The 26,199-nt window shown below is 51.3% G+C and carries 47 protein-coding genes; 7 read left to right on the top strand and 40 right to left on the bottom strand.

What is annotated here, in order from left to right:
* Window positions 1–264 precede the first annotated feature (264 nt).
* Window positions 265–819, top strand: coding sequence for a gamma carbonic anhydrase family protein (locus PGR09_RS24340; RefSeq protein ID WP_049059244.1), 555 nt, complete (start codon window positions 265–267; stop codon window positions 817–819).
* Here PGR09_RS24340 and PGR09_RS24335 read toward each other — a convergent pair.
* From PGR09_RS24335 to dprA, 6 genes are read right to left on the bottom strand one after another with little or no spacing between them, the layout of a single operon-like run.
* A complete protein-coding gene (locus PGR09_RS24335) occupies window positions 795–1,052 on the bottom strand; it encodes a DUF1488 domain-containing protein (RefSeq protein WP_045397955.1) in 258 nt (85 codons plus the stop codon). The two genes, PGR09_RS24340 and PGR09_RS24335, sit on opposite strands and share 25 nt — an antisense overlap.
* Complete coding sequence (gene aroE / locus PGR09_RS24330) at window positions 1,049–1,867, bottom strand: shikimate dehydrogenase (RefSeq protein WP_047047081.1); 819 nt, start codon at window positions 1,865–1,867, stop codon at window positions 1,049–1,051. The genes PGR09_RS24335 and aroE overlap by 4 nt, the downstream gene beginning before the upstream one ends.
* 3 nt (window positions 1,868–1,870) lie before the next feature.
* Window positions 1,871–2,443: an L-threonylcarbamoyladenylate synthase type 1 TsaC gene (gene tsaC / locus PGR09_RS24325; protein WP_015703634.1), complete on the bottom strand. Its 573-nt coding sequence runs from the start codon at window positions 2,441–2,443 to the stop codon at window positions 1,871–1,873.
* Window positions 2,436–2,990 (bottom strand): DNA topoisomerase family protein, encoded by a 555-nt coding sequence (locus PGR09_RS24320; protein WP_015369441.1) that lies wholly within the window; start codon window positions 2,988–2,990, stop codon window positions 2,436–2,438. Before PGR09_RS24320 ends, tsaC begins: the two co-directional genes overlap by 8 nt.
* Window positions 2,991–3,016: 26 nt before the next feature.
* Window positions 3,017–3,490 (bottom strand): DUF494 family protein Smg, encoded by a 474-nt coding sequence (gene smg, locus PGR09_RS24315; RefSeq protein WP_015369440.1) that lies wholly within the window; start codon window positions 3,488–3,490, stop codon window positions 3,017–3,019.
* A complete protein-coding gene (gene dprA / locus PGR09_RS24310) occupies window positions 3,462–4,586 on the bottom strand; it encodes a DNA-protecting protein DprA (RefSeq protein ID WP_430916573.1) in 1,125 nt (374 codons plus the stop codon). The genes smg and dprA overlap by 29 nt, the downstream gene beginning before the upstream one ends.
* A 128-nt stretch (window positions 4,587–4,714) precedes the next feature.
* Between dprA and def the strand changes: the two genes are divergently transcribed.
* The 5 genes from def to mscL all read left to right on the top strand — a co-directional run bounded on the left by def (window position 4,715) and on the right by mscL (window position 9,477).
* Entirely contained in the window at window positions 4,715–5,224 is a 510-nt protein-coding gene (gene def / locus PGR09_RS24305; RefSeq protein ID WP_045397945.1) for a peptide deformylase, read from the top strand.
* 14 nt (window positions 5,225–5,238) lie between these two features.
* Entirely contained in the window at window positions 5,239–6,186 is a 948-nt protein-coding gene (gene fmt / locus PGR09_RS24300) for a methionyl-tRNA formyltransferase (protein WP_047057387.1), read from the top strand.
* A 52-nt stretch (window positions 6,187–6,238) separates the two neighbouring features.
* Window positions 6,239–7,534 (top strand): 16S rRNA (cytosine(967)-C(5))-methyltransferase RsmB, encoded by a 1,296-nt coding sequence (gene rsmB / locus PGR09_RS24295; RefSeq protein ID WP_430916572.1) that lies wholly within the window; start codon window positions 6,239–6,241, stop codon window positions 7,532–7,534.
* A 13-nt stretch (window positions 7,535–7,547) separates the two neighbouring features.
* Window positions 7,548–8,924, top strand: a complete 1,377-nt coding sequence (gene trkA / locus PGR09_RS24290; protein WP_015369435.1) for a Trk system potassium transporter TrkA — start codon at window positions 7,548–7,550, stop codon at window positions 8,922–8,924.
* A 142-nt stretch (window positions 8,925–9,066) separates the two neighbouring features.
* Window positions 9,067–9,477 (top strand): large-conductance mechanosensitive channel protein MscL, encoded by a 411-nt coding sequence (gene mscL, locus PGR09_RS24285; RefSeq protein WP_015369434.1) that lies wholly within the window; start codon window positions 9,067–9,069, stop codon window positions 9,475–9,477.
* Here mscL and PGR09_RS24280 read toward each other — a convergent pair whose 3' ends face one another.
* The 31 genes from PGR09_RS24280 to rpsJ all read right to left on the bottom strand — a co-directional run bounded on the left by PGR09_RS24280 (window position 9,478) and on the right by rpsJ (window position 24,309).
* Window positions 9,478–9,693 (bottom strand): alternative ribosome-rescue factor A, encoded by a 216-nt coding sequence (locus PGR09_RS24280; RefSeq protein WP_045397936.1) that lies wholly within the window; start codon window positions 9,691–9,693, stop codon window positions 9,478–9,480.
* 57 nt (window positions 9,694–9,750) lie between these two features.
* The gene (zntR, locus tag PGR09_RS24275) at window positions 9,751–10,176 is read right to left on the bottom strand and encodes a Zn(2+)-responsive transcriptional regulator (protein WP_015369432.1); all 426 of its coding nucleotides are present in this window, start codon (window positions 10,174–10,176) and stop codon (window positions 9,751–9,753) included.
* Window positions 10,177–10,178: 2 nt separating this feature from the next.
* Entirely contained in the window at window positions 10,179–10,547 is a 369-nt protein-coding gene (locus PGR09_RS24270; protein ID WP_015369431.1) for a DUF1992 domain-containing protein, read from the bottom strand.
* 108 nt (window positions 10,548–10,655) lie between these two features.
* Window positions 10,656–11,042, bottom strand: a complete 387-nt coding sequence (rplQ, locus tag PGR09_RS24265) for a 50S ribosomal protein L17 (protein ID WP_004868344.1) — start codon at window positions 11,040–11,042, stop codon at window positions 10,656–10,658.
* 40 nt (window positions 11,043–11,082) lie between these two features.
* Entirely contained in the window at window positions 11,083–12,072 is a 990-nt protein-coding gene (locus PGR09_RS24260) for a DNA-directed RNA polymerase subunit alpha (protein ID WP_002438685.1), read from the bottom strand.
* A 25-nt stretch (window positions 12,073–12,097) separates the two neighbouring features.
* The gene (gene rpsD, locus PGR09_RS24255; protein WP_002919224.1) at window positions 12,098–12,718 is read right to left on the bottom strand and encodes a 30S ribosomal protein S4; all 621 of its coding nucleotides are present in this window, start codon (window positions 12,716–12,718) and stop codon (window positions 12,098–12,100) included.
* A gap of 32 nt (window positions 12,719–12,750) precedes the next feature.
* Window positions 12,751–13,140, bottom strand: coding sequence for a 30S ribosomal protein S11 (gene rpsK / locus PGR09_RS24250; RefSeq protein ID WP_004388621.1), 390 nt, complete (start codon window positions 13,138–13,140; stop codon window positions 12,751–12,753).
* 16 nt (window positions 13,141–13,156) lie between these two features.
* Window positions 13,157–13,513, bottom strand: a complete 357-nt coding sequence (gene rpsM, locus PGR09_RS24245; protein WP_015369429.1) for a 30S ribosomal protein S13 — start codon at window positions 13,511–13,513, stop codon at window positions 13,157–13,159.
* 146 nt (window positions 13,514–13,659) lie between these two features.
* Complete coding sequence (gene rpmJ, locus PGR09_RS24240; protein WP_000868187.1) at window positions 13,660–13,776, bottom strand: 50S ribosomal protein L36; 117 nt, start codon at window positions 13,774–13,776, stop codon at window positions 13,660–13,662.
* A 31-nt stretch (window positions 13,777–13,807) separates the two neighbouring features.
* A complete protein-coding gene (secY, locus tag PGR09_RS24235) occupies window positions 13,808–15,139 on the bottom strand; it encodes a preprotein translocase subunit SecY (protein ID WP_015703640.1) in 1,332 nt (443 codons plus the stop codon).
* Between the two features lie 7 nt (window positions 15,140–15,146).
* Complete coding sequence (gene rplO / locus PGR09_RS24230) at window positions 15,147–15,581, bottom strand: 50S ribosomal protein L15 (protein ID WP_015369426.1); 435 nt, start codon at window positions 15,579–15,581, stop codon at window positions 15,147–15,149.
* A 3-nt stretch (window positions 15,582–15,584) separates the two neighbouring features.
* Window positions 15,585–15,764, bottom strand: coding sequence for a 50S ribosomal protein L30 (gene rpmD / locus PGR09_RS24225; RefSeq protein WP_001140434.1), 180 nt, complete (start codon window positions 15,762–15,764; stop codon window positions 15,585–15,587).
* Window positions 15,765–15,767: 3 nt separating this feature from the next.
* Window positions 15,768–16,271, bottom strand: coding sequence for a 30S ribosomal protein S5 (rpsE, locus tag PGR09_RS24220; RefSeq protein WP_015703641.1), 504 nt, complete (start codon window positions 16,269–16,271; stop codon window positions 15,768–15,770).
* A 14-nt stretch (window positions 16,272–16,285) separates the two neighbouring features.
* Window positions 16,286–16,639, bottom strand: a complete 354-nt coding sequence (rplR, locus tag PGR09_RS24215) for a 50S ribosomal protein L18 (protein WP_006817270.1) — start codon at window positions 16,637–16,639, stop codon at window positions 16,286–16,288.
* Between the two features lie 9 nt (window positions 16,640–16,648).
* A complete protein-coding gene (rplF, locus tag PGR09_RS24210; protein WP_008807049.1) occupies window positions 16,649–17,182 on the bottom strand; it encodes a 50S ribosomal protein L6 in 534 nt (177 codons plus the stop codon).
* A 12-nt stretch (window positions 17,183–17,194) separates the two neighbouring features.
* Window positions 17,195–17,587 (bottom strand): 30S ribosomal protein S8, encoded by a 393-nt coding sequence (gene rpsH, locus PGR09_RS24205; protein WP_008807048.1) that lies wholly within the window; start codon window positions 17,585–17,587, stop codon window positions 17,195–17,197.
* A gap of 33 nt (window positions 17,588–17,620) precedes the next feature.
* Window positions 17,621–17,926, bottom strand: a complete 306-nt coding sequence (gene rpsN, locus PGR09_RS24200; protein WP_002919667.1) for a 30S ribosomal protein S14 — start codon at window positions 17,924–17,926, stop codon at window positions 17,621–17,623.
* Between the two features lie 14 nt (window positions 17,927–17,940).
* Window positions 17,941–18,480, bottom strand: a complete 540-nt coding sequence (gene rplE, locus PGR09_RS24195; protein WP_003031123.1) for a 50S ribosomal protein L5 — start codon at window positions 18,478–18,480, stop codon at window positions 17,941–17,943.
* Window positions 18,481–18,494: 14 nt separating this feature from the next.
* Window positions 18,495–18,809: a 50S ribosomal protein L24 gene (gene rplX / locus PGR09_RS24190; RefSeq protein WP_015369424.1), complete on the bottom strand. Its 315-nt coding sequence runs from the start codon at window positions 18,807–18,809 to the stop codon at window positions 18,495–18,497.
* Window positions 18,810–18,819: 10 nt separating this feature from the next.
* Window positions 18,820–19,191, bottom strand: coding sequence for a 50S ribosomal protein L14 (gene rplN, locus PGR09_RS24185; protein WP_000613954.1), 372 nt, complete (start codon window positions 19,189–19,191; stop codon window positions 18,820–18,822).
* Between the two features lie 164 nt (window positions 19,192–19,355).
* Complete coding sequence (gene rpsQ, locus PGR09_RS24180; protein WP_002438707.1) at window positions 19,356–19,610, bottom strand: 30S ribosomal protein S17; 255 nt, start codon at window positions 19,608–19,610, stop codon at window positions 19,356–19,358.
* Entirely contained in the window at window positions 19,610–19,801 is a 192-nt protein-coding gene (gene rpmC, locus PGR09_RS24175; RefSeq protein ID WP_002919754.1) for a 50S ribosomal protein L29, read from the bottom strand. Before rpmC ends, rpsQ begins: the two co-directional genes overlap by 1 nt.
* The gene (gene rplP, locus PGR09_RS24170; RefSeq protein WP_002919759.1) at window positions 19,801–20,211 is read right to left on the bottom strand and encodes a 50S ribosomal protein L16; all 411 of its coding nucleotides are present in this window, start codon (window positions 20,209–20,211) and stop codon (window positions 19,801–19,803) included. The genes rpmC and rplP overlap by 1 nt, the downstream gene beginning before the upstream one ends.
* A 12-nt stretch (window positions 20,212–20,223) precedes the next feature.
* Window positions 20,224–20,922: a 30S ribosomal protein S3 gene (gene rpsC, locus PGR09_RS24165; RefSeq protein WP_002919766.1), complete on the bottom strand. Its 699-nt coding sequence runs from the start codon at window positions 20,920–20,922 to the stop codon at window positions 20,224–20,226.
* Window positions 20,923–20,939: 17 nt separating this feature from the next.
* Window positions 20,940–21,272 carry a 50S ribosomal protein L22 gene (rplV, locus tag PGR09_RS24160; protein ID WP_002919773.1) on the bottom strand — a complete coding sequence of 111 codons (333 nt, stop codon included), beginning with the start codon at window positions 21,270–21,272 and terminating at the stop codon, window positions 20,940–20,942.
* A 14-nt stretch (window positions 21,273–21,286) separates the two neighbouring features.
* Window positions 21,287–21,565: a 30S ribosomal protein S19 gene (gene rpsS, locus PGR09_RS24155; RefSeq protein ID WP_001138115.1), complete on the bottom strand. Its 279-nt coding sequence runs from the start codon at window positions 21,563–21,565 to the stop codon at window positions 21,287–21,289.
* 16 nt (window positions 21,566–21,581) lie between these two features.
* Complete coding sequence (gene rplB, locus PGR09_RS24150; RefSeq protein WP_015369423.1) at window positions 21,582–22,403, bottom strand: 50S ribosomal protein L2; 822 nt, start codon at window positions 22,401–22,403, stop codon at window positions 21,582–21,584.
* Window positions 22,404–22,420: 17 nt separating this feature from the next.
* Window positions 22,421–22,723 (bottom strand): 50S ribosomal protein L23, encoded by a 303-nt coding sequence (gene rplW, locus PGR09_RS24145; protein WP_000617546.1) that lies wholly within the window; start codon window positions 22,721–22,723, stop codon window positions 22,421–22,423.
* Window positions 22,720–23,325 carry a 50S ribosomal protein L4 gene (gene rplD / locus PGR09_RS24140; protein ID WP_000424395.1) on the bottom strand — a complete coding sequence of 202 codons (606 nt, stop codon included), beginning with the start codon at window positions 23,323–23,325 and terminating at the stop codon, window positions 22,720–22,722. The genes rplW and rplD overlap by 4 nt, the downstream gene beginning before the upstream one ends.
* A 10-nt stretch (window positions 23,326–23,335) precedes the next feature.
* Window positions 23,336–23,965 (bottom strand): 50S ribosomal protein L3, encoded by a 630-nt coding sequence (gene rplC, locus PGR09_RS24135; protein ID WP_015369422.1) that lies wholly within the window; start codon window positions 23,963–23,965, stop codon window positions 23,336–23,338.
* 32 nt (window positions 23,966–23,997) lie between these two features.
* Window positions 23,998–24,309: a 30S ribosomal protein S10 gene (rpsJ, locus tag PGR09_RS24130; RefSeq protein ID WP_001181005.1), complete on the bottom strand. Its 312-nt coding sequence runs from the start codon at window positions 24,307–24,309 to the stop codon at window positions 23,998–24,000.
* A gap of 381 nt (window positions 24,310–24,690) precedes the next feature.
* On the opposite strand from rpsJ, the gene PGR09_RS24125 reads away from it, so the two are divergent.
* On the top strand, window positions 24,691–25,173 hold the full coding sequence (locus tag PGR09_RS24125; protein ID WP_047078586.1) for a prepilin peptidase: 483 nt from the start codon (window positions 24,691–24,693) through the stop codon (window positions 25,171–25,173).
* Here the strand turns inward: PGR09_RS24125 and bfr are convergent.
* The 3 genes from bfr to PGR09_RS24110 form a co-directional block, all read right to left on the bottom strand.
* A complete protein-coding gene (gene bfr / locus PGR09_RS24120) occupies window positions 25,157–25,633 on the bottom strand; it encodes a bacterioferritin (protein ID WP_015369420.1) in 477 nt (158 codons plus the stop codon). The genes PGR09_RS24125 and bfr overlap by 17 nt on opposite strands.
* 74 nt (window positions 25,634–25,707) lie before the next feature.
* On the bottom strand, window positions 25,708–25,902 hold the full coding sequence (gene bfd, locus PGR09_RS24115) for a bacterioferritin-associated ferredoxin (RefSeq protein ID WP_015369419.1): 195 nt from the start codon (window positions 25,900–25,902) through the stop codon (window positions 25,708–25,710).
* A 180-nt stretch (window positions 25,903–26,082) separates the two neighbouring features.
* The coding region (locus tag PGR09_RS24110) for an elongation factor Tu (protein WP_000531011.1) at window positions 26,083–26,199 on the bottom strand (117 nt) is incomplete at its 5' end.

The following is a 26,199-nucleotide window of genomic DNA, read 5'->3' as shown; positions in this document are numbered from 1 at the left end:
CAACCCTGAATTTCAGAATTTTTCTCTTCAACCGAACCGGCTGTTTGTGTGAAGTGATTCACATCTGCCGTGTCAGTGGGTGCGCATTATAGGGATCCCATTTTTTTGCACAAGCCTTTTTTCGATCTTTTTTTCTGAATGATGGTTTTTCGCGCTTTTCGCGCTGTTATTGCTCAAATAGCTCAATTTTTATCAGAAAAAGGGGTTGCGGGAGCGCCTGAAAGCTACCAAAGTCTGGTTATCTACCCTGATGTTGAGGCAGTCATGTCCAGTAATATACGTCCTTATAAAGAATTATTTCCCCAAATCGGTCTGCGGGTGATGCTGGATCCCAGCAGCGTTGTGATAGGCGACGTCAGAATTGCCGATGATGTAAGCATTTGGCCACTGGTCGCCATCCGCGGCGACGTGAACTATGTGTCAATCGGCGCACGTTCGAATATTCAGGACGGCAGCGTCCTGCATGTCACCCACAAGTCTTCTTATAACCCTGAAGGTAATCCGCTGCTCATCGGTGAGGATGTTACCGTCGGGCATAAGGTAATGCTGCACGGTTGCACTATCGGCAATCGCATTCTTGTCGGAATGGGGTCAATTCTGCTGGATGGCGTGGTAGTAGAGGATGACGTGATGATCGGCGCCGGCAGCCTGGTTCCGCAAAACAAGCGTCTGGAAAGCGGATACCTCTACTTTGGCAATCCGGTAAAACAAATCCGCCCCCTGACGGAGGCGGAATATGCAGGGCTGAAGTATTCAGCCAACAACTATGTGAAGTGGAAAGACGACTACCTGGATCAGGAAAACCAGACCCAACCCTGAGGGTCTTCTTGCCGATCGCGAATTAGCGCTTCCGCTTCATCTTCCAGATCCCAGCGATGTTCACTAAATAGAGCCAGCCACTGCGCTGGCTCATCGCCACCGAATCGTTGCTGCAGTGTCTTACCCCGAATAGCGCAGGTTAACTGCATACCATTGACCAGCGCCGGGAATAGGATGCATTGCCGTTCAGCGTCCCACTCTTCTCTATCGGGAAATTGGATCGCCTGGTTCACGCATTCAGTTCCTGATGTAAAACGGCAATTACCGGAGCAATTTCCGGTAGCGTACCGTGCCACAGCAGAACGGCATGTGCGGCCTGAGCCACCAGCATACCTAATCCATCCGCCAGTTTTTTAGCGCCATACTGCTGGCACCAATGCAGAAATGGCGTATTTCCTTTCTGATAGAACATGTCATAGCAGTAAACGTCGGCATGAATTAACGAGGAAGGTATTGCCGGGATATCGCCACTTATACCGCTGGACGTCGCGTTAATAATGAGGTCAAACTGGTGGCCTTCCAGTTTATCCAGCGGTAACGCGCTAACGCTGCCGGTATGAGCAAAAAGCGTTGCCAGCTCATGAGCGCGGGAAAAAGTACGGTTAACAATAGTGACCGCGCAATCTAAAGAGAGCAGCGGTAACAATACGCCACGCGATGCGCCGCCTGCGCCAATCAATAAAATCCTCATACCAGGTTTGATAAACCCCAGGCGCTCTAAATCGCTTAATAACCCTATGCCATCCGTATTGTCGCCAAGCAGACGGCCATCTTCCAGGCGCTTCAACGTATTGACTGCACCAGCCAGCGCGGCGCGTTCAGTGAGTTCATCGGCACGGGCAAAAGCTTCCTCTTTAAAGGGAACGGTCACGTTAGCGCCCTTACCGCCCGTGTTGAAAAAAGCGTCCAGGGTATTCACAAAATCATCTAATGGCGCCAGTACCCGACCGTAGGGGTGCGCAATATGTAACTGTTCGGCAAACAACTGATGAATGGAAGGCGACTTGCTATGCGCTATAGGGTTACCAAAAACGGCATAAGTTTCCATAAATTACCCCTGGCGGAACTGTTCACCCGTCAGGGCATCACGGATTTCAGATGGGTTTTGCCGCCCGCCCGTTGCGCCATCCACCACCGGGAAACTATCGCCAAACTGGGCACGTACTTCAGCAGTAGTCCGGCACGGCGGCTGACCGGTTAAGTTGGCGCTCGTTGAGACCAGCGGCTTTCCGTAGGCTTCACATAATTCAATTACCAGTGGATGATCGGTAACGCGCACGGCCAGCGAATCAAAGCGCCCCGTCAACCAGCGTGGAGTATCCGGACGCGCCGGGAACACGAATGTCACCGGGCCGGGCCAACAGGAAAAGATAGCTTCACGCTGGGCGTCGCTTAATCGGGAATCATCAATATACGGTTTCAACTGTTCAAAGCTGGCGGCGATAAGAATCAGTCCCTTTTCAACAGGGCGCTGTTTTAACGCCAGAAGACGCATCACGGCCGTTTCGCTATCCGGATCGCAACCAACGCCAAATACCGCTTCGGTTGGATAGGCGATAACATGTTCATTATTCAGTACCGCCACAGCCTGTGCGACGGTTTCTGAGGGCAGGTTTTTATTCACTTATTTGTTCCGCCGGGATCGGCTTTCCACATTGTTTACTGGCGCAAAAGCGTTTAACGCCCTGCGCCGTTTTCTTTTCTATTAATAGCGGGTAATGGCATTCAGGGCATTCGCCCGCCACCGGTTTAAAATTAATAACGAACTGGCAATCAGGGTAGCGATCGCAGGAGTGAAAGGTTTTACCGAAACGGGAGCGACGCTGCACCAGATGACCCTGTCCGCATTGCGGACACGCGATAGCGGTCTCATCAGGTTTATCAATCAGCTCGGTATGTTCGCATTCGGGATAACGACTGCAGCCGATGAACATACCAAAGCGCCCCTGGCGTAACACCATAACAGCGCCGCAAGATGGGCACTCTTGCCCCTCCAGTACCTTGACGATATGTCCATCCGCCTGACTTTTCAGGGGACGGACATAGTCACAGTCCGGATAGTGAGAACAGCCGAGAAACGGGCCATGTTTCCCGGAACGAATCACCAGTTCGGCCCCGCACTGCGGGCAGGGCTCGTTTTTACGCACCGAAAACAGTGCTGATTTGGTCATAACAACTCGATGTTGCTGCAATAAGATTAATGCAGCATACCTTCATTTACTTCGAAGAGTAATTCTTCCATTTGCTGATAGGCGTTTTCACAGCCCGGAATATTAAACAGAACCATCAGGATCACCCATTTCAGGTCTTCCAGTTCAAACTCTGCCGTATCCAGCGCCAGTACGCGCTCTATCACCATTTCTCGCGTTTCGAGGTTCAACACCTGGATCTGCTCGAGGAAGAGTAAAAATCCTCGACAGCTGGCATCCAGACGCTGGCACTCTTCATCGGTATATACCCGAAGAGAGAGCGGGTCGGAGGCGAGCTGCATGGGTTCAACGAGACCTTCCTGATAATCAGCCAGTTTCTCGAGCCACATTAACGCGTTATAGATGTCTTCCCGCTCAAAACCCGCATCGGTCAGATCCCGCGTCAGTTTGTCCTGATCCACGCGCATTTCTGCTTCGTTATGGATATAAGTCTCAAACAAATACATGAGTACGTCGAACATGGCTTGCCCTCCTTAATCGGACATAGCCGCCGGGTACAGCTGCGATCCAGCCTGCTAACTCCAGTTCAAGTAGCTGGGCTACGGTTACTGGCACAGATTGGCCGGCACGTTCAGCGACAACGTCAACAGGTGTTACCTCATCTCCTACGTTAGCCAGGAGCTCTGGAAATGGCAATGCTACAGGAGGCTGATCTGCGTAATTATTTAGCAAATCAGCGGTCTCTTCCCGCACTGACAGCTCATATTGCCAATACTCAAGGATCTCTTCCGGCGCGGTAACGGGAACCGCTCCCTGCTTTATTAGCCAGTGCGGCCCTTCAGAGCCAGGATTGCCAATTGGCCCAGGCAGGGCAAATACATCTCTACCCTGTTCCAGCGCGCAGCGGACAGTTACCAGGGAACCGCTTTTCAAGGCGGCCTCTATCACCAGAACCCCAGCGCTTAACCCGCTGATAATCCGGTTGCGGCGTGGGAAATTCCCCGGTAACGGTCGCGCAGAGAGAGGAAATTCGGAAAGTAGCGCGCCGCCGCTTTCCTCGATCTGCTTTGCTAAAGCCCGATGCCGGTGCGGATAGATATCAGATAAACCATTGCCTAATACGGCGATGGTTTTTCCCTTTACCGCCAACGCCCCGCGATGGGCAATACCGTCAATCCCCAACGCCAGACCGCTAGTAATGGTCAAGCCATACCGCGCTAGCGCTTCACTGAATGCCTTTCCCCACCGCGCGCCGTACCACGAGTGCGCGCGGCTCCCAATGATCGCCAACTGTCGGCTACACAAGAGATCAACATTACCGCTCACCAGCAGCGCGCCGGGATAATCGTCGATAGCGCGTAGCTGCGGCGGGTAACGTGCATGATCCGCTGAAAGCAAATGATGTTCTGGTTGCTCTAACCATTGCAGTGAGGCGTCAATCTCCTGTTGCTTAAAGGCAAGAAACTGCATTGCCTGCGCTTTAGTTAAACCGGCCTCATGCAACGTTTCATTATCCGCATGACCTGCGCCAGCCAGCCATCGCGCAACAAATACCATTTTATCGCCGTACAGGTTATTCACCCGCATCAGACGCAACCAAATCTCCGTGGGCGTCATCCGTTCCCCCTGCCATTAGCGGCTCAGCCAATCCTTGTGATTGGTTAGCGAGACTGTCAATTAGAGGGGGTTTTGTCTAGAATAGAGGTAATAATCTTATCAACTACTGAATACGACTCTGGATCTTTATGGCAGTTTTGCAAGTGTTACATATTCCGGACGAGCGCCTTCGCAAAGTCGCCGAGCCGGTCAAAGAAGTGAATGCAGAAATTCAGCGTATCGTCGATGATATGTTCGACACGATGTACGCTGAAGAAGGTATTGGTCTGGCCGCCACGCAGGTGGATATCCATCAGCGTATTATCGTTATTGATGTCTCGGAAAACCGTGAAGAGCGCCTGGTGCTCATCAACCCAGAGCTACTCGAAAAGGACGGCGAAACCGGCATTGAAGAAGGTTGCCTGTCGATTCCGGAACAACGTGCGCTGGTTCCACGTGCCGAAACCGTAAAAATCCGCGCGTTGGACCGTGAAGGCAACGCTTTCGAGCTGGAAGCTGATGGCTTGTTGGCTATCTGTATCCAGCATGAAATGGATCACCTGGTCGGTAAGCTGTTCATTGACTATCTGTCGCCGCTCAAACAGCAGCGCATTCGCCAGAAAGTTGAGAAACTGGATCGTTTACGCGCCCGTGCCTGATAACAAGGATTAACGTGTCACAAACACTACGTATCATTTTCGCCGGAACCCCCGACTTTGCAGCGCGTCACCTTGACGCGCTGTTGTCGTCTGAACATCAGGTGGTTGGCGTATTTACTCAGCCCGACCGCCCTGCTGGTCGCGGCAAAAAATTGATGCCGAGCCCGGTAAAAGTGCTGGCTGAAGCCAACAATCTACCGGTCTTCCAGCCATCCTCCCTACGTCCGCAGGAAAATCAGCAACTGGTTGCCGATCTTAACGCCGATGTTATGGTCGTCGTGGCTTATGGACTGATCCTGCCGAAAGCGGTTCTTGAAATGCCGCGTTTGGGCTGCATTAACGTTCACGGCTCCCTGCTTCCTCGCTGGCGCGGCGCAGCGCCGATTCAGCGTTCGCTATGGGCTGGCGATGCCGAAACCGGTGTCACCATCATGCAGATGGACGTCGGTCTTGATACCGGCGACATGCTGTATAAGCTCTCCTGCCCGATTACCGCGGAAGATACCAGCGGTAGCCTGTACGATAAGCTGGCCGACCTTGGCCCAGAGGGTCTACTGGCGACCTTAGCGCAGCTGGCCGATGGTAGCGCAGAGCCTGAAGTTCAGGACGAATCGCTAGTCAGTTACGCCGAGAAGCTGAGTAAGGAAGAGGCCCGTATTGATTGGTCGCTTTCCGCAGAACAGCTCGAACGCTGTATCCGCGCATTTAATCCCTGGCCAATGAGCTGGCTGGAAATCGATGAGCAACCGGTGAAGGTGTGGCATGCATCCGTTATTGCAGAATCCGCCAACGCAGAGCCAGGCACTATCGTTGCAGCAACCAAGCAAGGGATCCAGGTTGCCACCGGCAACGGTATTCTGAATCTGGAATCACTGCAGCCGGCAGGGAAAAAAGCGATGAGTGCCCAGGATTTACTGAACTCTCGCCGGGAATGGTTTATCCCCGGAAACCGCCTTGCCTGACGCACTTCTCTTCTAAAGCCCGGGTTCGCCGGGCATTTTTATTTTTGCGCTTATGAAAAAGAATAGTAATTTACGCAGCCTGGCAGCCCAGGCTATTGAGCAGGTCGTAGAGAAAGGCCAGTCTTTAAGCAATGTTCTGCCGCCGCTTCAGCAAAAAGTGAGCGAAAAAGACAAAGCGCTGCTGCAGGAGCTGTGCTTCGGCGTCTTGCGTACCTTAAGCCAACTCGAGTGGCTGATTGGTAAACTAATGGCGCGTCCGATGACCGGCAAACAGCGTACCGTACATTTCCTGATCATGGTCGGCCTGTATCAGCTACTTTATACGCGAATTCCCCCGCACGCCGCGCTGGCGGAAACGGTGGAAGGCGCGGTGGCAATTAAGCGTCCGCAGCTTAAAGGGCTTATCAATGGCGTATTACGCCAGTTTCAGCGCCAGCAGGAAGAGCTGCTGGCAGAATTCGCCCAGCATGAGAACCGTTATCTCCATCCTAAATGGCTGCTTAAACGTCTGCAGCAGGCCTGGCCGGAACAATGGCAGGATATTGTGTCAGCTAATAATTTACGCCCGCCAATGTGGCTGCGTGTGAATCGCAGTCATCATACGCGAGATGAATGGCTCTCTCTGCTGGAAGACGCGGGTTTACAGGGTTTCGCTCACCCGGACTATCCGGATGCCGTCCGTCTTGCCTCCCCGGCCCCGGTCCATGCGTTACCGGGATTTGAAGAAGGCTGGGTCACCGTTCAGGACGCCTCAGCTCAGGGCTGCATGCGCTACTTGCAACCGGAAAACGGCGAGCGCATTCTCGATCTCTGTGCGGCGCCGGGCGGCAAGACGACGCATATTCTGGAAGTCGCGCCGCAGGCAAATCTAATGGCGGTCGACATCGACCAGCAGCGTCTGTCTCGTGTCTATGACAACCTGAAACGTCTGGGTATGAAAGCGGAAGTGAAACAGGGCGATGGCCGCTATCCTGAACAGTGGTGCGGCGATGAGCAGTTCGACCGTATTTTGCTTGATGCGCCATGTTCGGCCACCGGCGTTATCCGTCGCCATCCGGATATTAAATGGCTGCGCCGGGATCGCGATATCGCCGAGCTGGCGCAATTACAGGCAGAAATTCTCGATGCCACCTGGGCTCATCTGAAACCGGGCGGTACGCTGGTCTATGCGACATGCTCTATTTTGCCGGAAGAGAATAGCCAACAGATCGCCGCCTTCCTGGCCCGTACCAGTGATGCCGAACTCCATGAGACAGGGACGCCGGAAAACCCGGGTCAGCAAAATCTGCCAGGGGCGGAAGAAGGCGATGGCTTCTTTTACGCTAAGCTAATCAAAAAGCGGAATTAATGGGTCACTGCTGATGAAGATTATTATTCTTGGCGCCGGACAGGTAGGCGGCACGCTGGCGGAAAATCTCGTCGGCGAAAACAACGATATTACCCTGGTCGATACCAATGGCGACCGTTTGCGCGGTCTGCAGGATAAGTTCGATCTCCGCGTCGTTCAGGGCCACGGTTCTCATCCGCGCGTGCTGCGTGAAGCTGGCGCCGATGATGCCGATATGCTGGTCGCCGTGACCAGCTCAGATGAGACCAACATGGTGGCCTGTCAGGTCGCCTATTCGCTGTTTAATACGCCGAATCGTATCGCCCGAATTCGTTCACCGGATTACGTTCGCGATGCCGATAAACTTTTTCATTCAGAAGCGGTACCAATTGACCATCTGATTGCTCCGGAGCAATTAGTCATCGATAACATCTACCGTCTGATTGAATATCCGGGCGCGCTTCAGGTAGTGAACTTCGCTGAAGGAAAAGTGAGCCTGGCCGTTGTGAAGGCTTATTACGGTGGACCACTGGTCGGTAATGCACTATCAACGATGCGTGAACATATGCCGCACATCGACACGCGCGTTGCGGCAATTTTCCGCCACGACCGACCAATTCGCCCACAGGGATCAACCATCGTTGAAGCTGGCGACGAAGTTTTCTTTATCGCCGCATCGCAACATATTCGCGCGGTAATGAGCGAACTCCAACGTCTGGAGAAACCCTACAAGCGCATTATGCTGGTCGGCGGCGGCAACATCGGCGCGGGTCTCGCGCACCGCCTGGAGAAAGACTACAGCGTGAAGTTGATCGAGCGCGATCAACAGCGTGCCGCTGAGCTTGCCGAAAAGCTGCAGAATACGATCGTCTTTTATGGCGATGCGTCGGATCAAGAGTTACTGGCGGAAGAGCATATCGATCAAGTCGATCTCTTTATTGCCGTCACCAATGATGACGAAGCCAATATCATGTCGGCAATGCTGGCCAAGCGGATGGGCGCGAAGAAGGTCATGGTGCTGATCCAGCGTCGCGCTTATGTCGATCTGGTTCAGGGAAGCGTGATTGATATTGCTATATCGCCGCAGCAAGCCACTATTTCTGCACTGCTGAGCCACGTACGTAAAGCTGATATTGTCGGTGTTTCGTCGCTACGCCGCGGCGTTGCCGAAGCGATTGAGGCCGTCGCGCATGGCGATGAAAGCACCTCTCGGGTAGTTGGCCGTTCAATTGATGAAATTAAGCTGCCGCCGGGAACGATTATTGGCGCGGTAGTGCGCGGTAATGACGTAATGATCGCCAATAATAATTTACGTATTGAGCAAGGCGACCACGTAATTATGTTCCTGACCGACAAGAAATTTATCTCCGACGTTGAGAGACTATTCCAGCCGAGCCCGTTCTTCCTGTAATTACAATGGGCGTCGCTCAGACGCCTTTTTATTATCCCTTATTTATCAATGGATAATATTTTCCGGCAATTATTCAACAGCAATGGAAAATGGAAATACATTTGATAAACTTATCAATGTCAGCTGGCTCAAGGAGAGTAAAATGGGTATGTTAAAAGAATTCCGCGAATTCGCAATGCGCGGGAATGTTGTCGATTTGGCAGTGGGTGTCATCATTGGTGCAGCATTCGGTAAAATTGTATCGTCTTTAGTGGCCGATATTATTATGCCTCCACTGGGTTTGCTTATTGGCGGGATCGACTTTAAACAGTTCGCCGTTACGCTACGCGATGCGCAGGGAGATGTCCCGGCCGTTGTCATGCATTATGGCGTGTTTATTCAGAACGTCTTCGATTTCATCATCGTCGCCTTCGCGATTTTCATGGCAATCAAACTGATGAATAAACTGAACCGTAAGAAAGAAGAAGCGCCTGCCGCTCCGGCGCCGAGCAAAGAAGAAGTTCTTCTGAGTGAAATCCGCGATCTGTTAAAAGAACAAAATAACCGTTCTTAATCAGCACACAGAAAGCAGAAGGCCAGTGGTAAAAAAGCGATTCGCTTGCTTGCCACTGGCCTCCCGGTCATTACGTCCTGCATGTTTTTCTTTACGTTGATAGCTTCCTTTCCCTTTCTTATTTTTCTCAACGCGCTGTCTGAATAATGGGTCATGCAGTAATGCCTCAATCGCATTATCTTTAATTTGCCCTTTGGTATGCTGATAGCGACTCATAGTAACTCCAGTGAATGTATGAATTCGGCGCGAGTGTAAATCCGCGCGCGGAAAAAATCAACGCCCGGCATGGCTACCGCTGGCGCCTTGCTCTAAAGCTTCAAGAATTGAGCAGTAAACGCTACTGTGCGCCGTGCCGCAGCAGGCATCATTCAGCCGCTGTAAAGAACGCCGCATCGTTTCCAGTTCTTTAATACGTGCTTCGACTTCACTTAGCCTGGCCTGGACGATCCCTTTAGACTCCTGGCAGGTATGATGTTCGGGATCGATACGGATCGATAATAATTCGCGGATCGACTCCAGAGTGAAGCCTAATTGTCGGGCATAACGGATAAAACGCAGTCGCTGCAGATCGTTATCCGAATAGAGGCGAAAACCGCCTTCAGTGCGGATGTCGTGATCCATCATTTGCTGCTTTTCATAATAGCGGATGGTATCCGGGGTGACATCAGCCAGTTTGGCCAGTTCGCCAATACGATACATAGCTACTCCTCGTTAATTTTGTGCCACAGTCTATCGGCATAATCACCGCGTAGAAAATCGGTATTCATCCCTGCCTGACGTAATTTCAGCTCAAACAGAGTCAAGCGACGGTTTAACTCGGCATACCGCGGGTCGTCATGCTCAACGGTCTTGAGTAGGTCGCTCAACGCCATGGCATCTCTACGTAACTCGAGTTCAGGTGGTAAACAGCCGGCATTTTTTAATAAGCGGTAACCGGCGCGTAGTTCCGGCGGCACATGTGAATCATCATCCAGCGCCAGCGGTTCGCCGCTGCCCGTCAGATTATCAAACTCGCCTTTAGATTGTGCGTCGAGGATGTGGCGTTCTGCCCACTGGTCCAGTAACCACATTATACGGCTCCCAGGGATGAACAAAAAGAGTACAGATAGTGTAATGAAGTGGGGTGGAGGTAGATATAAAAAAACCCGCCGGGGCGGGTTTTTTTACGTTACTACAGATTACTCTGCAGCAGCTTCTGCTTTCAGCTCAGCACGATCAACCAGCTCGATGTATGCCATCGGCGCGTTGTCGCCTGCACGGAAGCCACACTTCAGAATGCGAGTGTAACCACCGGCGCGGCTCGCGAAACGCGGGCCCAGCTCGTTAAACAGTTTTGCCACGATCTCGTTATCACGAGTGCGGGCGAATGCCAGACGACGATTAGCAACGCTATCAGTCTTGGCAAGAGTAATCAGCGGCTCAACTACGCGACGCAGTTCTTTCGCTTTCGGCAGGGTCGTCTTGATGATCTCATGACGAACCAGCGAACCTGCCATGTTACGGAACATAGCCTGGCGATGGCTGCTGTTGCGGTTCAGTTGACGACCACTCTTACGATGGCGCATGACCTTATCCTTCTCAGTAAAACCTTAACCTGTGATCCGGTTACTCGTCAGCAATGCTTGCCGGCGGCCAGTTTTCCAGGCGCATGCCCAGAGACAGACCACGTGAAGCCAGCACGTCTTTAATCTCGGTAAGAGATTTTTTACCCAGGTTCGGCGTTTTCAGCAACTCAACCTCGGTACGCTGTACCAGATCACCGATATAGTGGATAGCTTCTGCCTTGAGGCAGTTAGCAGAGCGGACAGTCAATTCCAGATCGTCAACAGGGCGCAGCAGGATCGGATCGAACTCTGGTTTCTCTTCTTTCACTTCCGGCTGACGTACATCACGTAAGTCAACGAAAGCTTCCAGTTGTTCAGCCAGAATGGTTGCCGCACGACGAATCGCCTCTTCAGGATCGATTGTGCCGTTGGTTTCCATCTCGATGACCAGCTTGTCCAGGTCGGTACGCTGCTCAACACGCGCGGCTTCAACATTGTAGGCAATACGCTCTACAGGGCTGTAGCAGGCGTCGACCAGCAGACGGCCGATTGGGCGCTCATCTTCTTCCGAATGAATTCGGGCAGAAGCCGGCACATAACCGCGACCGCGCTGAACTTTGATGCGCATGCTAATAGATGCGTTCTCATCGGTCAGGTGGCAGATCACGTGCTGCGGCTTGACGATTTCGACATCACCGTCGTGGGTAATGTCGGCTGCAGTCACAGGGCCAATGCCAGATTTATTCAAAGTAAGGATGACTTCATCTTTACCCTGAACTCTCACCGCCAGCCCTTTCAGGTTGAGCAGGATTTCAAGGATGTCTTCCTGAACGCCTTCTTTGGTGCTGTACTCGTGCAGTACACCATCAATCTCAACCTCGGTCACCGCGCAACCCGGCATCGATGAGAGCAGAATACGGCGCAGTGCGTTACCCAGAGTATGGCCGAAGCCACGCTCTAAAGGCTCAAGGGTCACCTTGGCGTGCGTCGAACTCACTTGCTCGATATCGACCAGGCGCGGTTTTAGAAACTCTGTCACAGAACCCTGCATTGTGTCCTCTCTTTGGTACTAAGCTTTACTTGGAGTAAAGCTCGACGATCAGGTGTTCGTTAATGTCCGCAGACAGATCAGAACGCTCCGGCTGACGCTTGAACGTACCTTCCATCTTGCCAGCATCAACTTCCAGCCAGGTTGGCTTTTCACGCTGCTCAGCCAGCTCCAGAGCGGCTTTCACGCGAGATTGCTTTTTCGCTTTCTCACGGATGCTAACAACGTCATTCGCTTTTACCTGATAAGAAGCGATGTTAACAACACGACCGTTTACCATGATAGCCTTGTGGCTAACCAGCTGGCGTGCTTCAGCACGAGTGGCGCCGAAGCCCATACGGTATACAACGTTGTCCAGACGACCTTCCAGCAGAGCCAACAGGTTTTCACCGGTGTTGCCTTTCAGACGTGCTGCTTCTTTATAGTAGTTACGGAACTGACGCTCCAGCACACCGTACATACGGCGAACTTTTTGCTTTTCACGCAACTGCACACCATAGTCAGACAGACGCGGCTTACGCGCACCGTGCTGGCCAGGAGCTTGTTCAATTTTACACTTGGTATCGATCGCGCGAACGCCAGACTTAAGGAATAAGTCAGTGCCCTCACGACGGCTCAGCTTGAGCTTAGGACCCAAATATCTTGCCATTTTCTTTCTCCAACAATCCTAGAAACGAGGCGTTATACGCGACGTTTTTTCGGCGGACGACAACCGTTATGAGGGATCGGAGTCACATCAGTAATATTAGTGATGCGGAAACCAGCGGCGTTCAGTGCACGAATAGTAGATTCGCGACCTGGACCCGGACCTTTAACCATAACTTCCAGATTCTTGATGCCGTATTCTTTTACGGCTTCTGCGCAACGCTCTGCTGCAACCTGAGCTGCAAACGGAGTGGATTTGCGAGAACCACGGAAACCGGAACCACCGGCTGTTGCCCAACCCAGCGCGTTACCCTGACGATCAGTGATGGTAACGATGGTGTTGTTAAAAGAAGCATGGATATGAGCCACGCCATCAGAGACTTGTTTTCTTACACGCTTACGTGCACGAACTGGTGCCTTTGCCATTATTCAATCACCCCGATTATTTCTTGATCGGTTTACGCGGACCCTTACGGGTACGTGCGTTGGTCTTAGTACGCTGACCGCGAACCGGAAGACCACGACGATGGCGTAAACCACGGTAGCAACCAAGGTCCATCAGACGCTTGATGCTAAGGGTGATTTCACGGCGCAGATCACCTTCAACGACAAATTTACCTACTGCTTCACGCAGAGAATCAATCTGTTCTTCAGACAGCTCACTGATCTTAACATTTTCAGCGATACCCGTTTCAGCGCAGATGGCTTTAGAGCGGGTCTTGCCGATACCAAAAATTGCGGTTAAAGCAATTACGGTATGTTTCTGATCAGGAATGTTAATGCCTGCTATACGGGCCACTATGCACTCCTACTATTTAATATGTACGTACCATGCTGAAAAGCCCGTTTTCAGGATACTCAAATGGAAACGTACAGACATACAAAAGATTGGCTGGCTAATCTAGCCAGCTCAACCCAACTTTGCAAGAAAAATATGCGAATAAATCAGCCTTGGCGCTGTTTATGCTTTGGCTCGGCACTGCAAATCACACGGATGACACCATCACGCTTAACGATTTTGCAGTTACGGCATAATTTCTTGACGGAAGCACGAACTTTCATTTTTACTCTCCGTAACTTCTCGGGCGACCAGTTAGCGGCCGTAGCCTTTCAGGTTCGCCTTCTTCAATGCAGACTCATACTGACTAGACATCATCAGAGTTTGCACTTGAGCCATAAAGTCCATAATCACGACGACAACAATAAGCAGCGAGGTTCCACCGAAGTAGAACGGCACTTTCATTGCATCACGCATGAACTCCGGGATCAGGCAGATAAAAGTGATATACAACGCACCGACCAGAGTCAGGCGGGTCATTACTTTATCGATATACTTCGCCGTTTGTTCTCCCGGACGAATTCCTGGTACAAATGCACCGGACTTCTTCAGGTTATCTGCTGTTTCACGCGGGTTGAAAACCAACGCCGTGTAGAAGAAACAGAAGAAGATGATTGCAGACGCATAGAGTAACACATAAAGCGGTTGCCCAGGCTGCAAATACAGCGAAATTGTTGTCAGCCAGTTCCAACCAGTACCGCCCCCGAACCATGACGTGATGGTCGCCGGGAACAGAATAATACTGGAAGCGAAGATTGCCGGGATTACCCCCGCCATATTCACTTTCAGCGGTAAATGTGTGCTCTGTGCAGCATAGACACGACGACCCTGTTGACGCTTAGCGTAGTTTACCACAATGCGGCGTTGACCACGTTCAACGAATACAACGAAGAAGGTCACTGCAAATACTAATACTGCAACCAACAGCAACAGGAGGAAGTGCAGGTCGCCTTGACGCGCTTGCTCGATAGTATGGGCGATGGCCGGCGGGAGTCCCGCAACGATCCCGGCGAAGATCAGGATCGAGATACCGTTTCCGATACCGCGTTCGGTGATCTGTTCGCCGAGCCACATCAGGAACATAGTCCCTGTGACCAGACTAACAACAGCGGTGAAATAGAATGCAAAGCCCGGATTAATCACCAGGCCCTGCATACCAGGCATATTCGGCAGACCGGTAGCAATACCGATCGACTGGAATATAGCCAGCACCAGAGTACCGTAGCGGGTGTACTGGCTGATCTTACGACGACCAGACTCCCCTTCTTTCTTCAGTTCTGCCAGCGGTTGATAAACAACGGTCAGCAGCTGGACAATGATCGACGCCGAAATATACGGCATGATCCCCAGAGCAAAGATAGAAGCACGGCTGAGAGCACCACCAGAGAACATGTTAAACATTTCAATGATGGTGCCTCGCTGTTGCTCAAGCAGTTTGGCAAGTACAGTGGCATCAATACCAGGGATCGGAATAAAAGAGCCAATACGGAACACAATCAGCGCACCGATAACAAACAGAAGTCTGCGTTTCAGTTCGCCAATTCCACCTTTGGCACTTTGAAAATCTAATCCCGGTTGTTTAGCCATCTGCTACTTATTCCTCAATTTTACCGCCAGCAGCTTCGATAGCAGCACGAGCGCCTTTAGTCACGCGCAGGCCACGAACAGTTACCGGACGAGTTACCTCACCAGACAGGATCACTTTCGCGAACTCGATCTGGATACCGATAATGTTAGCCGCTTTCAGCGTGTTCAGGTCTACCACATCGCCTTCTACGTGAGCCAGATCAGACAGACGAACTTCTGCGGTGATCATTGCTTTACGAGAAGTGAAGCCGAATTTCGGCAGACGACGGTACAGTGGCATCTGACCACCCTCGAAACCGCGACGTACGCCACCGCCAGAACGAGAGTTCTGACCTTTGTGACCACGACCACCGGTTTTACCGAGGCCAGAACCGATACCACGACCCAGGCGTTTACCCGCCTTTTTGGAGCCTTCGGCCGGAGACAGAGTATTTAAACGCATCTCTTACTCCTCAACTTTAACCATGAAGGAAACCGCGTTGACCATACCACGAACAGCAGGAGTATCCTCGCGCTCTACGGTGTGACCAATACGACGCAGACCCAGGCCAAGCAGCGTTGCCTTGTGTTTCGGCAAACGACCGATTGCACTGCGGGTTTGAGTAATTTTAATAGTCTTTGCCATGGTTTATTTCCCCAGAATTTCTTCAACGGATTTACCACGCTTGGCAGCGACCATATCTGGAGACTTCATATTTTCCAGGCCATCAATAGTTGCACGAACCACGTTGATCGGGTTGGTGGAACCATATGCTTTAGCCAGAACGTTACGAACCCCAGCGACTTCCAGAACGGCGCGCATTGCACCACCGGCGATGATACCGGTACCTTCGGAAGCCGGCTGCATGAATACACGAGAACCCGTGTGAGTACCCTTAACCGGGTGCTGCAGGGTGCCAGTATTCAGCGCGACGTTAATCATATTGCGACGGGCTTTTTCCATCGCTTTCTGGATCGCTGCTGGAACTTCACGCGCTTTACCGTAACCAAAACCTACGCGACCGTTACCGTCACCAACTACAGTCAGAGCTGTGAAGGAGAAAATACGACCACCTTTAACGGTTTTAGATACGCGGTTTACCGCGATCAGCTTTTCCTGCAGTTCGCCAGCTTGTTTTTCGATGTGAGCCATCTTACACCTCTACCTTAGAACTGAAGGCCAGCTTCACGGGCAGCATCTGCCAGTGCCTGGACACGACCATGATATTGGAACCCGGAACGGTCAAAGGAAACATCTTTGATGCCTTTTTCCAGAGCGCGTTCAGCAACAGCTTTACCCACAGCTGCGGCCGCGTCTTTGTTACCGGTGTACTTCAGTTGTTCAGAGATAGCTTTTTCTACAGTAGAAGCAGCTACCAGAACTTCAGAACCATTCGGAGCAATTACCTGTGCGTAAATATGACGCGGGGTACGATGTACCACCAGGCGAGTTGCACCCAGCTCCTGGAGCTTGCGGCGTGCGCGGGTCGCACGACGGATACGAGCAGATTTCTTATCCATAGTGTTACCTTACTTCTTCTTAGCCTCTTTGGTACGCACGACTTCGTCGGCGTAACGAACACCCTTGCCTTTGTAAGGCTCAGGACGACGGTAGGCGCGCAGATCTGCTGCAACCTGGCCGATCACCTGCTTATCAGCGCCTTTCAGCACGATTTCAGTTTGAGTCGGACATTCTGCAGTGATACCGGCCGGCAGCTTATGTTCAACAGGATGAGAGAAACCTAAAGCCAGGTTTACTACATCCCCTTTGACCGCTGCACGATAGCCTACACCAACCAGCTGAAGCTTTTTAGTGAAGCCTTCGGTAACACCGATAACCATTGAGTTCAGCAGGGCACGCGCGGTACCAGCCTGAGCCCATCCGTCTACGTAACCATCACGCGGACCGAAAGTCAGAGCATTATCTGCATGTTTAACTTCAACAGCATCGTTGAGAGTACGAGTCAGCTCGCCATTCTTACCTTTGATCGTAATAACCTGACCGTTGACTTTAACGTCAACGCCGGCAGGAACAACGACCGGTGCTTTAGCAACACGAGACATTTTTTCCTCCGATTAGGCTACGTAGCAGATAATTTCGCCACCAAGACCAGCTTGGCGCGCTGCACGATCAGTCATAACACCTTTAGAGGTAGAAACAACTGCGATACCCAGACCCGCCATAACTTTCGGCAGCTCATCTTTACGTTTGTAGATGCGCAGACCTGGGCGGCTGACACGCTGAATGCTTTCTACAACAGCTTTACCCTGGAAATACTTAAGAGTCAGTTCCAGTTCCGGCTTGATGTCGCCTTCAACTTTAAAATCTTCAATAAAGCCTTCTTCCTTCAGCACGTTGGCAATTGCCACTTTCAGCTTGGAGGAAGGCATGGTGACCGCAGCTTTATTCGCGGCCTGACCGTTACGGATACGGGTCAGCATATCCGCGATCGGATCTTGCATGCTCATCTGTCTTTACTCCCGTGATTCAATTGGTGACAATTACCAGCTAGCCTTTTTCAGACCCGGGATTTCACCGCGCATAGCGGCTTCACGGACCTTGATACGGCTCAACCCGAACTTCCGCAGGAAACCATGCGGACGACCTGTTTGACGGCAGCGATTACGCTGACGAGACGGGCTGGAATCACGCGGCAGAGTCTGCAGCTTGAGAACAGCGTTCCAACGATCTTCGTCGGTTGCGTTCACATCAGAGATGATAGCTTTCAGTTCAGCGCGTTTAGCGAAGAATTTATCAGCTAAAGCCACGCGCTTTACTTCGCGTGCTTTCATTGATTGCTTAGCCATTAAGTAACCCTACCTTACTTGCGGAACGGGAAGTCAAAGGCAGCCAGCAGAGCGCGGCCTTCTTCATCAGATTTCGCAGTAGTGGTAATGGTAATATCCAAACCACGAACGCGGTCGACTTTATCGTAGTCGATTTCTGGGAAGATGATCTGCTCACGGACACCCATGCTGTAGTTACCACGACCGTCGAAAGACTTAGCGGACAAGCCACGGAAGTCACGGATACGCGGTACAGCAATAGTGATCAGGCGCTCAAAGAACTCCCACATGCGCTCGCCGCGCAGAGTTACTTTACAGCCGATCGGATAGCCCTGACGGATTTTGAAGCCTGCAACTGATTTGCGTGCTTTGGTGATCAGCGGTTTTTGACCGGAGATTGCTGTCAGGTCAGCTGCTGCGTTATCCAGCAGTTTCTTGTCAGCGATCGCTTCACCAACACCCATGTTCAGGGTGATCTTCTCGACCCGAGGGACTTGCATGACAGAATTGTAGTTAAACTCAGTCATGAGTTTAGCGACTACTTCGTCTTTGTAGTAATCATGCAGTTTCGCCATCGTACTACTCCAAATTACTTGATAGTTTCGCTATTAGATTTGAAGAAACGGACTTTTTTGCCGTCTTCGAATCTAAAGCCTACACGGTCAGCCTTGCCGGTTGCCGCGTTGAAGATAGCAAGGTTAGAGACTTGAATAGCTGCTTCTTTCTCTACGATGCCGCCTGGTTGGTTCAGGGCCGGAACCGGCTTCTGATGTTTCTTAACCAGGTTGATACCTTCAACAATGACCTTGCCGGAAGACAGGACATTTTTAACTTTACCGCGTTTACCTTTATCTTTACCGGTTAACACGATAACTTCGTCATCACGACGGATTTTCGCTGCCATGATTCGCTCCTTAGAGTACTTCTGGTGCCAGAGAGATAATTTTCATGAACTTCTCGTTACGAAGTTCACGAGTTACCGGCCCAAAAATACGCGTACCGATAGGTTGCTCGCTGTTATTGTTTAAAATAACGCATGCATTACCATCGAAGCGAATGACAGAACCGTCCGGGCGACGAACACCCTTCTTGGTGCGCACCACTACCGCCTTCAGCACATCACCTTTCTTGACCTTACCACGCGGAATTGCTTCTTTGATGGTGATCTTGATGATGTCGCCTACGCCTGCGTAGCGACGGTGCGAGCCACCCAGAACCTTGATACACATTACGCGACGTGCACCGGAGTTGTCGGCGACGTTCAGCATAGTCTGTTCTTGGATCATTTTAGTGCTCCGCTAATGTCAACTACTACTGGGACCCAAAAGCTGGGTCGTTAAAAAGCCCCATATCGAGGGCGCGGCATTATAACACCGCTTCTGCAATATGGGTAGAAAAAATAAACGGCCCATCGCTGAGCCGTTTATTCGTATTGAGAATGCGTACTCTATTACAGAACCGCTTTCTCTACAACGCGAACCAGCGTCCAGGACTTAGTCTTGGACAGTGGACGGCATTCACGGATTTCAACCTTGTCGCCGATACCACATTCGTTGTTCTCGTCATGTACGTGCAGTTTGGTCGTACGTTTGATGAATTTACCGTAGATCGGGTGTTTCACAAAACGTTCGATAGCAACAACAATGGATTTCTCCATTTTGTCGCTAACTACGCGACCTTGCAGAGTACGGATTTTATCGGTCATTACGCACCCGCCTTCTGAGTCAGTAAAGTCTTAACGCGTGCAACATCACGACGCACTTGCTTCAGCAGATGAGTCTGTTGCAGCTGGCCACTTGCAGCCTGCATACGCAGGTTGAACTGCTCACGCAGCAGGTTCAGCAGCTCAGCGTTCAGCTCTTCAACGCTTTTTTCACGCAGCTCTTTTGCTTTCATTACATCACCGTCTTAGTTACAAAGGTGGTTTTGATCGGCAGTTTCGCTGCTGCCAGGCCGAATGCTTCACGGGCCAGCTCTTCCGGTACGCCGTCCATTTCATAAAGGACTTTACCCGGCTGAATCAAGGCAACCCAGTACTCCACGTTACCTTTACCTTTACCCATACGAACTTCCAGCGGCTTCTCGGTGATCGGTTTGTCCGGGAATACACGGATCCAGATCTTACCTTGACGCTTAACTGCACGGGTCATAGCACGACGTGCTGCTTCGATCTGACGTGCAGTCAGACGACCACGGCCAACAGCTTTCAGACCGAAAGTGCCGAAGCTAACATCCGTACCCTGCGCCAGACCACGGTTGCGGCCTTTGTGCACTTTACGGAATTTTGTACGCTTTGGTTGTAACATCAGCGACGCTCCTTATTTACGGCCTTTACGCTGCTGCTTTTTAGGTTGAGCAGCCGGTTCCGGTTGTTCAACAGCAGCCATACCACCCAGGATCTCACCTTTGAAGATCCATACCTTAACGCCGATTACACCGTAAGTGGTGTGCGCTTCAGAGGTGTTGTAGTCGATGTCAGCACGCAGAGTGTGCAGCGGTACGCGACCTTCACGGTACCATTCGGTACGTGCGATTTCCGCGCCGCCCAGACGGCCGCTAACTTCAACTTTGATACCTTTAGCGCCCAGACGCATTGCGTTCTGTACAGCACGCTTCATAGCACGACGGAACATAACGCGACGTTCCAGCTGAGAAGTGATGCTGTCAGCAACCAATTTAGCGTCCAGTTCAGGCTTACGAACTTCGGCAATATTGATCTGTGCAGGAACGCCAGCGATATCCGCTACGACCTTGCGCAGTTTTTCTACGTCTTCGCCTTTCTTACCGATAACGATACCCGGGCGAGCAGTGTGAATGGTCACACGGATGCTCTTAGCCGGACGCTCGATAACGATGCGAGATACAGACGCTTTAGCCAGCTCTTTAGTTAAGAACTGACGTACTTTAAAATCGCTGTCCAGGTTGTCAGCGAATTCTTTGGTGTTCGCGAACCAGGTAGAGTTCCATGGTTTGACAATACCCAGGCGAATACCATTAGGATGTACTTTCTGACCCATTGCTAGTCTCCAGAGTCTCAGCGATCGGACACAACCACAGTGATGTGGCTGGTGCGCTTCAGGATGCGATCTGCACGACCTTTAGCACGCGGCATAATGCGCTTCATGCTCGGGCCTTCGTCTACGAAAATTTTCGCAACTTTCAGATCATCAATGTCAGCGCCATCGTTGTGTTCAGCGTTAGCAATGGCAGATTCCAGTACCTTCTTGACCAGTACAGCAGCTTTTTTGTTGGTGTAGGTCAGAATATCCAGGGCCTGCGACACTTTCTTACCGCGAATCAGGTCAGCTACAAGGCGAACCTTCTGAGCAGAAGAACGAGCATGGCGATGTTGAGCTAAAGTTTCCATCTCTTCCTCCTACCTTATTTCTTCTTCGCTTTTTTATCAGCAGCGTGGCCGCGATAAGTACGAGTCGGTGCGAATTCACCCAGTTTGTGACCAACCATTTCGTCGGAAACAAAGACTGGAACGTGCTGACGACCATTATGGACAGCGATGGTCAAACCGATCATGTTAGGAAAGATCGTTGAACGACGGGACCAAGTGCGCAGGGGCTTCTTGTCTCCGCTTTCCACCGCTTTCTCTACCTTCTTCAGCAAGTGCAGGTCAATAAAAGGACCTTTCTTGAGAGAACGTGGCATGGCTTATCCTCTAAAATTATTTGCTACGGCGACGTACGATGAATTTATCAGTACGCTTGTTGCTGCGGGTCTTCTTACCTTTGGTCTGCAGGCCCCACGGGGATACCGGGTGCTTACCAAAGTTACGACCTTCACCACCACCATGTGGGTGATCGACTGGGTTCATCGCAGTACCGCGAACGGTAGGACGAACACCACGCCAGCGTGCAGCACCTGCTTTACCCAGAACGCGCAGCATATGCTCAGCATTGCCAACTTCGCCCAGAGTAGCGCGGCAGTCTGCTTCGACTTTACGCATTTCACCAGAACGCAGACGCAGGGTGACATAAGCACCGTCACGAGCAACGATCTGAACGTAAGTACCAGCGGAACGAGCCAGCTGACCGCCTTTACCTGGTTTCATTTCTACGTTATGAACGGTAGAACCAACCGGGATATTGCGCATCGGCAGGGTGTTGCCTGCTTTGATTGCAGCATCAACGCCAGACTGAATCTGGTCGCCAGCTTTCAGGCCTTTCGGGGCCAGAATGTAACGGCGCTCACCGTCTTTGTACAGAACCAGCGCGATGTTCGCGGAACGGTTCGGATCGTACTCAAGACGTTCAACAACTGCCGGGATACCATCTTTGTTGCGTTTGAAGTCAACAATACGGTAAGCCTGCTTGTGACCACCACCGATATGACGAGTGGTGATACGGCCATTGTTGTTACGACCGCCGGATTTGCTGTTTTTTTCAACCAGCGGAGCAAAAGGTTTGCCCTTGTGCAGCTCTGGGTTGACCACTTTAACAACGTGGCGACGACCCGGAGATGTCGGTTTACATTTAACAACTGCCATTGTATTACTCCTCCGACTTACTCAGCGCCGCCGACGAAGTCCAGATTCTGGCCTTCCTTCAGGGTGACGTAAGCTTTTTTCCAGTCGCTACGACGACCGATACGCTGTCCGTGACGTTTAACTTTCCCTTTAACTACCAGGGTGTTAACGACTTCGACTTCGACTTCAAACAGTTTCTGCACAGCAGCTTTGATTTCTGCTTTGGTCGCGTCTTTAGCAACTTTGAGAACGATGGTGTTGGTTTTTTCCATCGCAGTAGACGCTTTTTCAGAAACGTGCGGTGCGCGCAGCACCTTCAGCAGACGTTCTTCACGAATCATGCCAGCATCTCCTCAACTTGCTTAACAGCATCAGCAGTCATTACGACTTTGTCGAAGGCGATCAGGCTAACCGGGTCGATACCAGTCGCATCGCGTACGTCAACCTTGTGCAGGTTACGTGCGGCCAGGAACAGGTTCTCGTCCAGCTCACCGGTGATGATCAGCACATCTTCCAGAGCCATGTCTTTCAGTTTCTGAGCCAGCAGCTTAGTTTTAGGCGCTTCTACAGAGAACTTCTCGACAACGATCAGACGATCCTGACGTACCAGTTCGGACAGAATGCTTTTCAGCGCGCCGCGGTACATCTTCTTGTTAACTTTTTGACTGTGGTCCTGCGGACGAGCAGCGAAGGTTACGCCACCGGAACGCCAGATCGGGCTCTTGATAGAACCTGAACGCGCACGGCCGGTACCTTTCTGGCGCCATGGCTTTTTGCCTGAACCAGTTACTTCAGCACGAGTCTTCTGAGCACGAGTACCCTGACGCGCACCAGCTGCATAAGCAACAACAACCTGGTGAACCAGCGCTTCGTTGAAATCACGACCGAAGGTAGTTTCGGAAACAGTCAGCGCGCTCTGCGCGTCTTTCAATACTAATTCCATTGCTATCCCCTTACGCCTTCACAGCTGGTTTAACGATCAGGTCGCAGCCGGTTGCACCCGGAACACCACCTTTAACCAGCAGCAGGTTGCGCTCAGCGTCAACACGTACTACGTCCAGGCTCTGAACAGTAACGCGTTCGTTGCCCAGCTGACCTGCCATTTTCTTGCCTTTGAACACTTTGCCCGGAGTCTGGTTCTGACCGATAGAACCCGGAACGCGGTGAGACAAGGAGTTACCGTGGGTAGCGTCCTGGGTACGGAAGTTCCAGCGCTTAACGGTACCAGCGAAACCTTTACCTTTAGAGGTACCGGTTACGTCAACTTTTTTAACGTCAGCAAACAGTTCAACGCTAATGTTCTGACCAACGGTGTATTCTTCACCATCTGCCAGACGGAACTCCCACAGGCCGCGGCCAGCTTCTACGCCAGCTTTAGCAAAGTGACCAGCTTCCGGCTTAGTTACACGGTTAGCTTTTTTAGCACCAGTGGTAACCTGAATAGCGCGATAGCCATCGTTAGCCAGATCTTTGACCTGAGTAACGCGGTTTGCTTCAACTTCGATAACGGTTACTGGGATAGAGACGCCATCTTCAGTGAAGATGCGGGTCATACCCACTTTTTTACCGACTAAACCAATCATTGTATCAACCTCTCAATCGCTCGATGACCTGATTAACCCAGGCTGATCTGCACGTCTACACCGGCAGCCAGGTCCAGACGCATCAGAGCATCAACGGTTTTTTCAGTTGGCTCAACGATGTCAACCAGACGCTTGTGAGTACGAATCTCGTACTGATCACGCGCATCTTTGTTGACGTGCGGAGAGATCAGAACGGTGAAACGCTCTTTGCGGGTCGGCAGCGGGATCGGACCACGGACTTGCGCACCAGTGCGCTTAGCAGTCTCGACGATTTCCGCGGTTGATTGATCGATCAGACGATGATCAAACGCTTTAAGGCGGATACGGATTCTTTGGTTCTGCATGAGACCAGAGCTCCAATTATTTTATAGACGAAATGATTACTCCTCATACCCATTACGATTGATGGGAGAGTGTAACCGTTCTTACAGAGTTCCCCGATTGGGAACATTGTTAGGTAGCAAACTGCGCTACCAGGGCTCATATCGAACCGGCCGTCAATTTTGACAGGCCCGCGCATTATACGCAAATTCAGGCGCGACGCAAGTGCTGATTAGAAAATCATCACCACAATTTGCGCGTCTTCTCGCGCAGGCGCTCAGCAATGCAATGCAATAACACGATAAATAAGTCAGGAATAAGCCTTCCATCTTGCACAAATGCGCTTTGCGCAATCCCGCGACGATAAGCAAAGTGAGCGCATTATCCCCGAACAGGAGTGTTCCATGCTTACCGTCCTCCCCTTCTTAGTTTGCTACTGTGCATTAACCCTGGCGTTGTGCCGGCAGGACCTGCTTCACGGTCTTCTTCCCGACAGTCTCACCTGCCCGCTGCTGTGGAGTGGTTTAGTTTTTTACCTGTGTCTTGCGCCGCAGCGGCTAGAAGATGCCGTCTGGGGGGCTATTGCCGGCTATCTTTTTTTTGCCCTGCTCTATTGGCTATATCGCATGTTTCGCAGCTATGAGGGATTAGGATACGGCGACGTTAAATATCTTGCCGCCCTCGGCGCCTGGCACGGCTGGCAAAAGTTGCCACAGCTGGTATTGGTCGCCTCGCTGTTTGCCGGGATGACATGGATGACATTGGCGTTGGTCAGGAGGAGGAAGCAACAACGATGGGATTTGAACAACCCGCTGCCGTTTGGGCCATTTCTGACTGCAGCGGGTTTTTGGTGCGGTTGGCAGACGTTCGCTAGTCTGACACTTTGATCTGCGATTGAAGGTAATTTTGCAGACCGATTTTGCCGATCAGATCTAACTCGGTTTCCAGCCAGTCAATATGGCCTTCCTCATCGGCAAGGATTTCAATCATCATATCGCGACTGACATAATCATGAACGCTGTCGGCATAGGCGATTGCCTCACGCAGGTTTTGCGCACCTTCGAGCTCCAGCCGTAAGTCAGACTGCAGCATCTCTTCGACATCCTCACCGATGCCAAGTTTGCCAAGATCCTGCAGGTTAGGCAGTCCTTCAAGAAACAAAATACGCTCGATGTACTTATCGGCGTGTTTCATCTCATCGATAGATTCATGATATTCAATATCGTTGAGGCGCATCAGGCCCCAGTTCTTGAACATTCTTGCATGAAGAAAATACTGGTTAATAGCAACCAGTTCGTTTCCCAATAATTTATTGAGATAACTTATGATTTTGACATCACCTTTCATTATAAAGTCCCTCCGCTTCCACTTATTGAAGCGTAGTCCGGGCTATAAGGATGTCAAAAAGAGAAGGGTCGCGATCAGGCGATTTCTTTGAATTCCGGCATGCTGGTTAATTCATCTTCCATCACTTCGCGTGCCGCGCGGACGCACTTACCGCATTGATTTCCAACGGGAATAAACTTGCGTAATTGTTGAAAAGATTGCGGTTGAAATTGACGCACAACCTGGCGGATTTTTTTATCGCTAACGCCATTGCACAAACAAACGTACATATAAACTCCCGTTCAATTTATGCACAAAGTTTAAATGAGAATAGTTATGATTACAATAGACTGTTTATTAATTATCCGTAGCGGCGCACTTTATGAATATTTAAACCAACCTGGCTTATCACCAAATCACAGACAGCAAAAAGGGCGCCGAAGCGCCCTTTTTAATTCAAAGCTAACGAATTAGCCCAGAACTTTAGCTACAACGCCCGCGCCAACGGTACGGCCGCCTTCACGGATTGCGAAACGCAGACCGTCGTCCATCGCGATCGGGTGGATCAGGGTAACAACCATTTTGAT

Source organism: Klebsiella sp. 141251, from assembly GCF_050600725.1.
Lineage (GTDB): Bacteria > Pseudomonadota > Gammaproteobacteria > Enterobacterales > Enterobacteriaceae > Klebsiella > Klebsiella aerogenes.
This window is presented reverse-complemented; position numbering and strand designations above follow the sequence as displayed.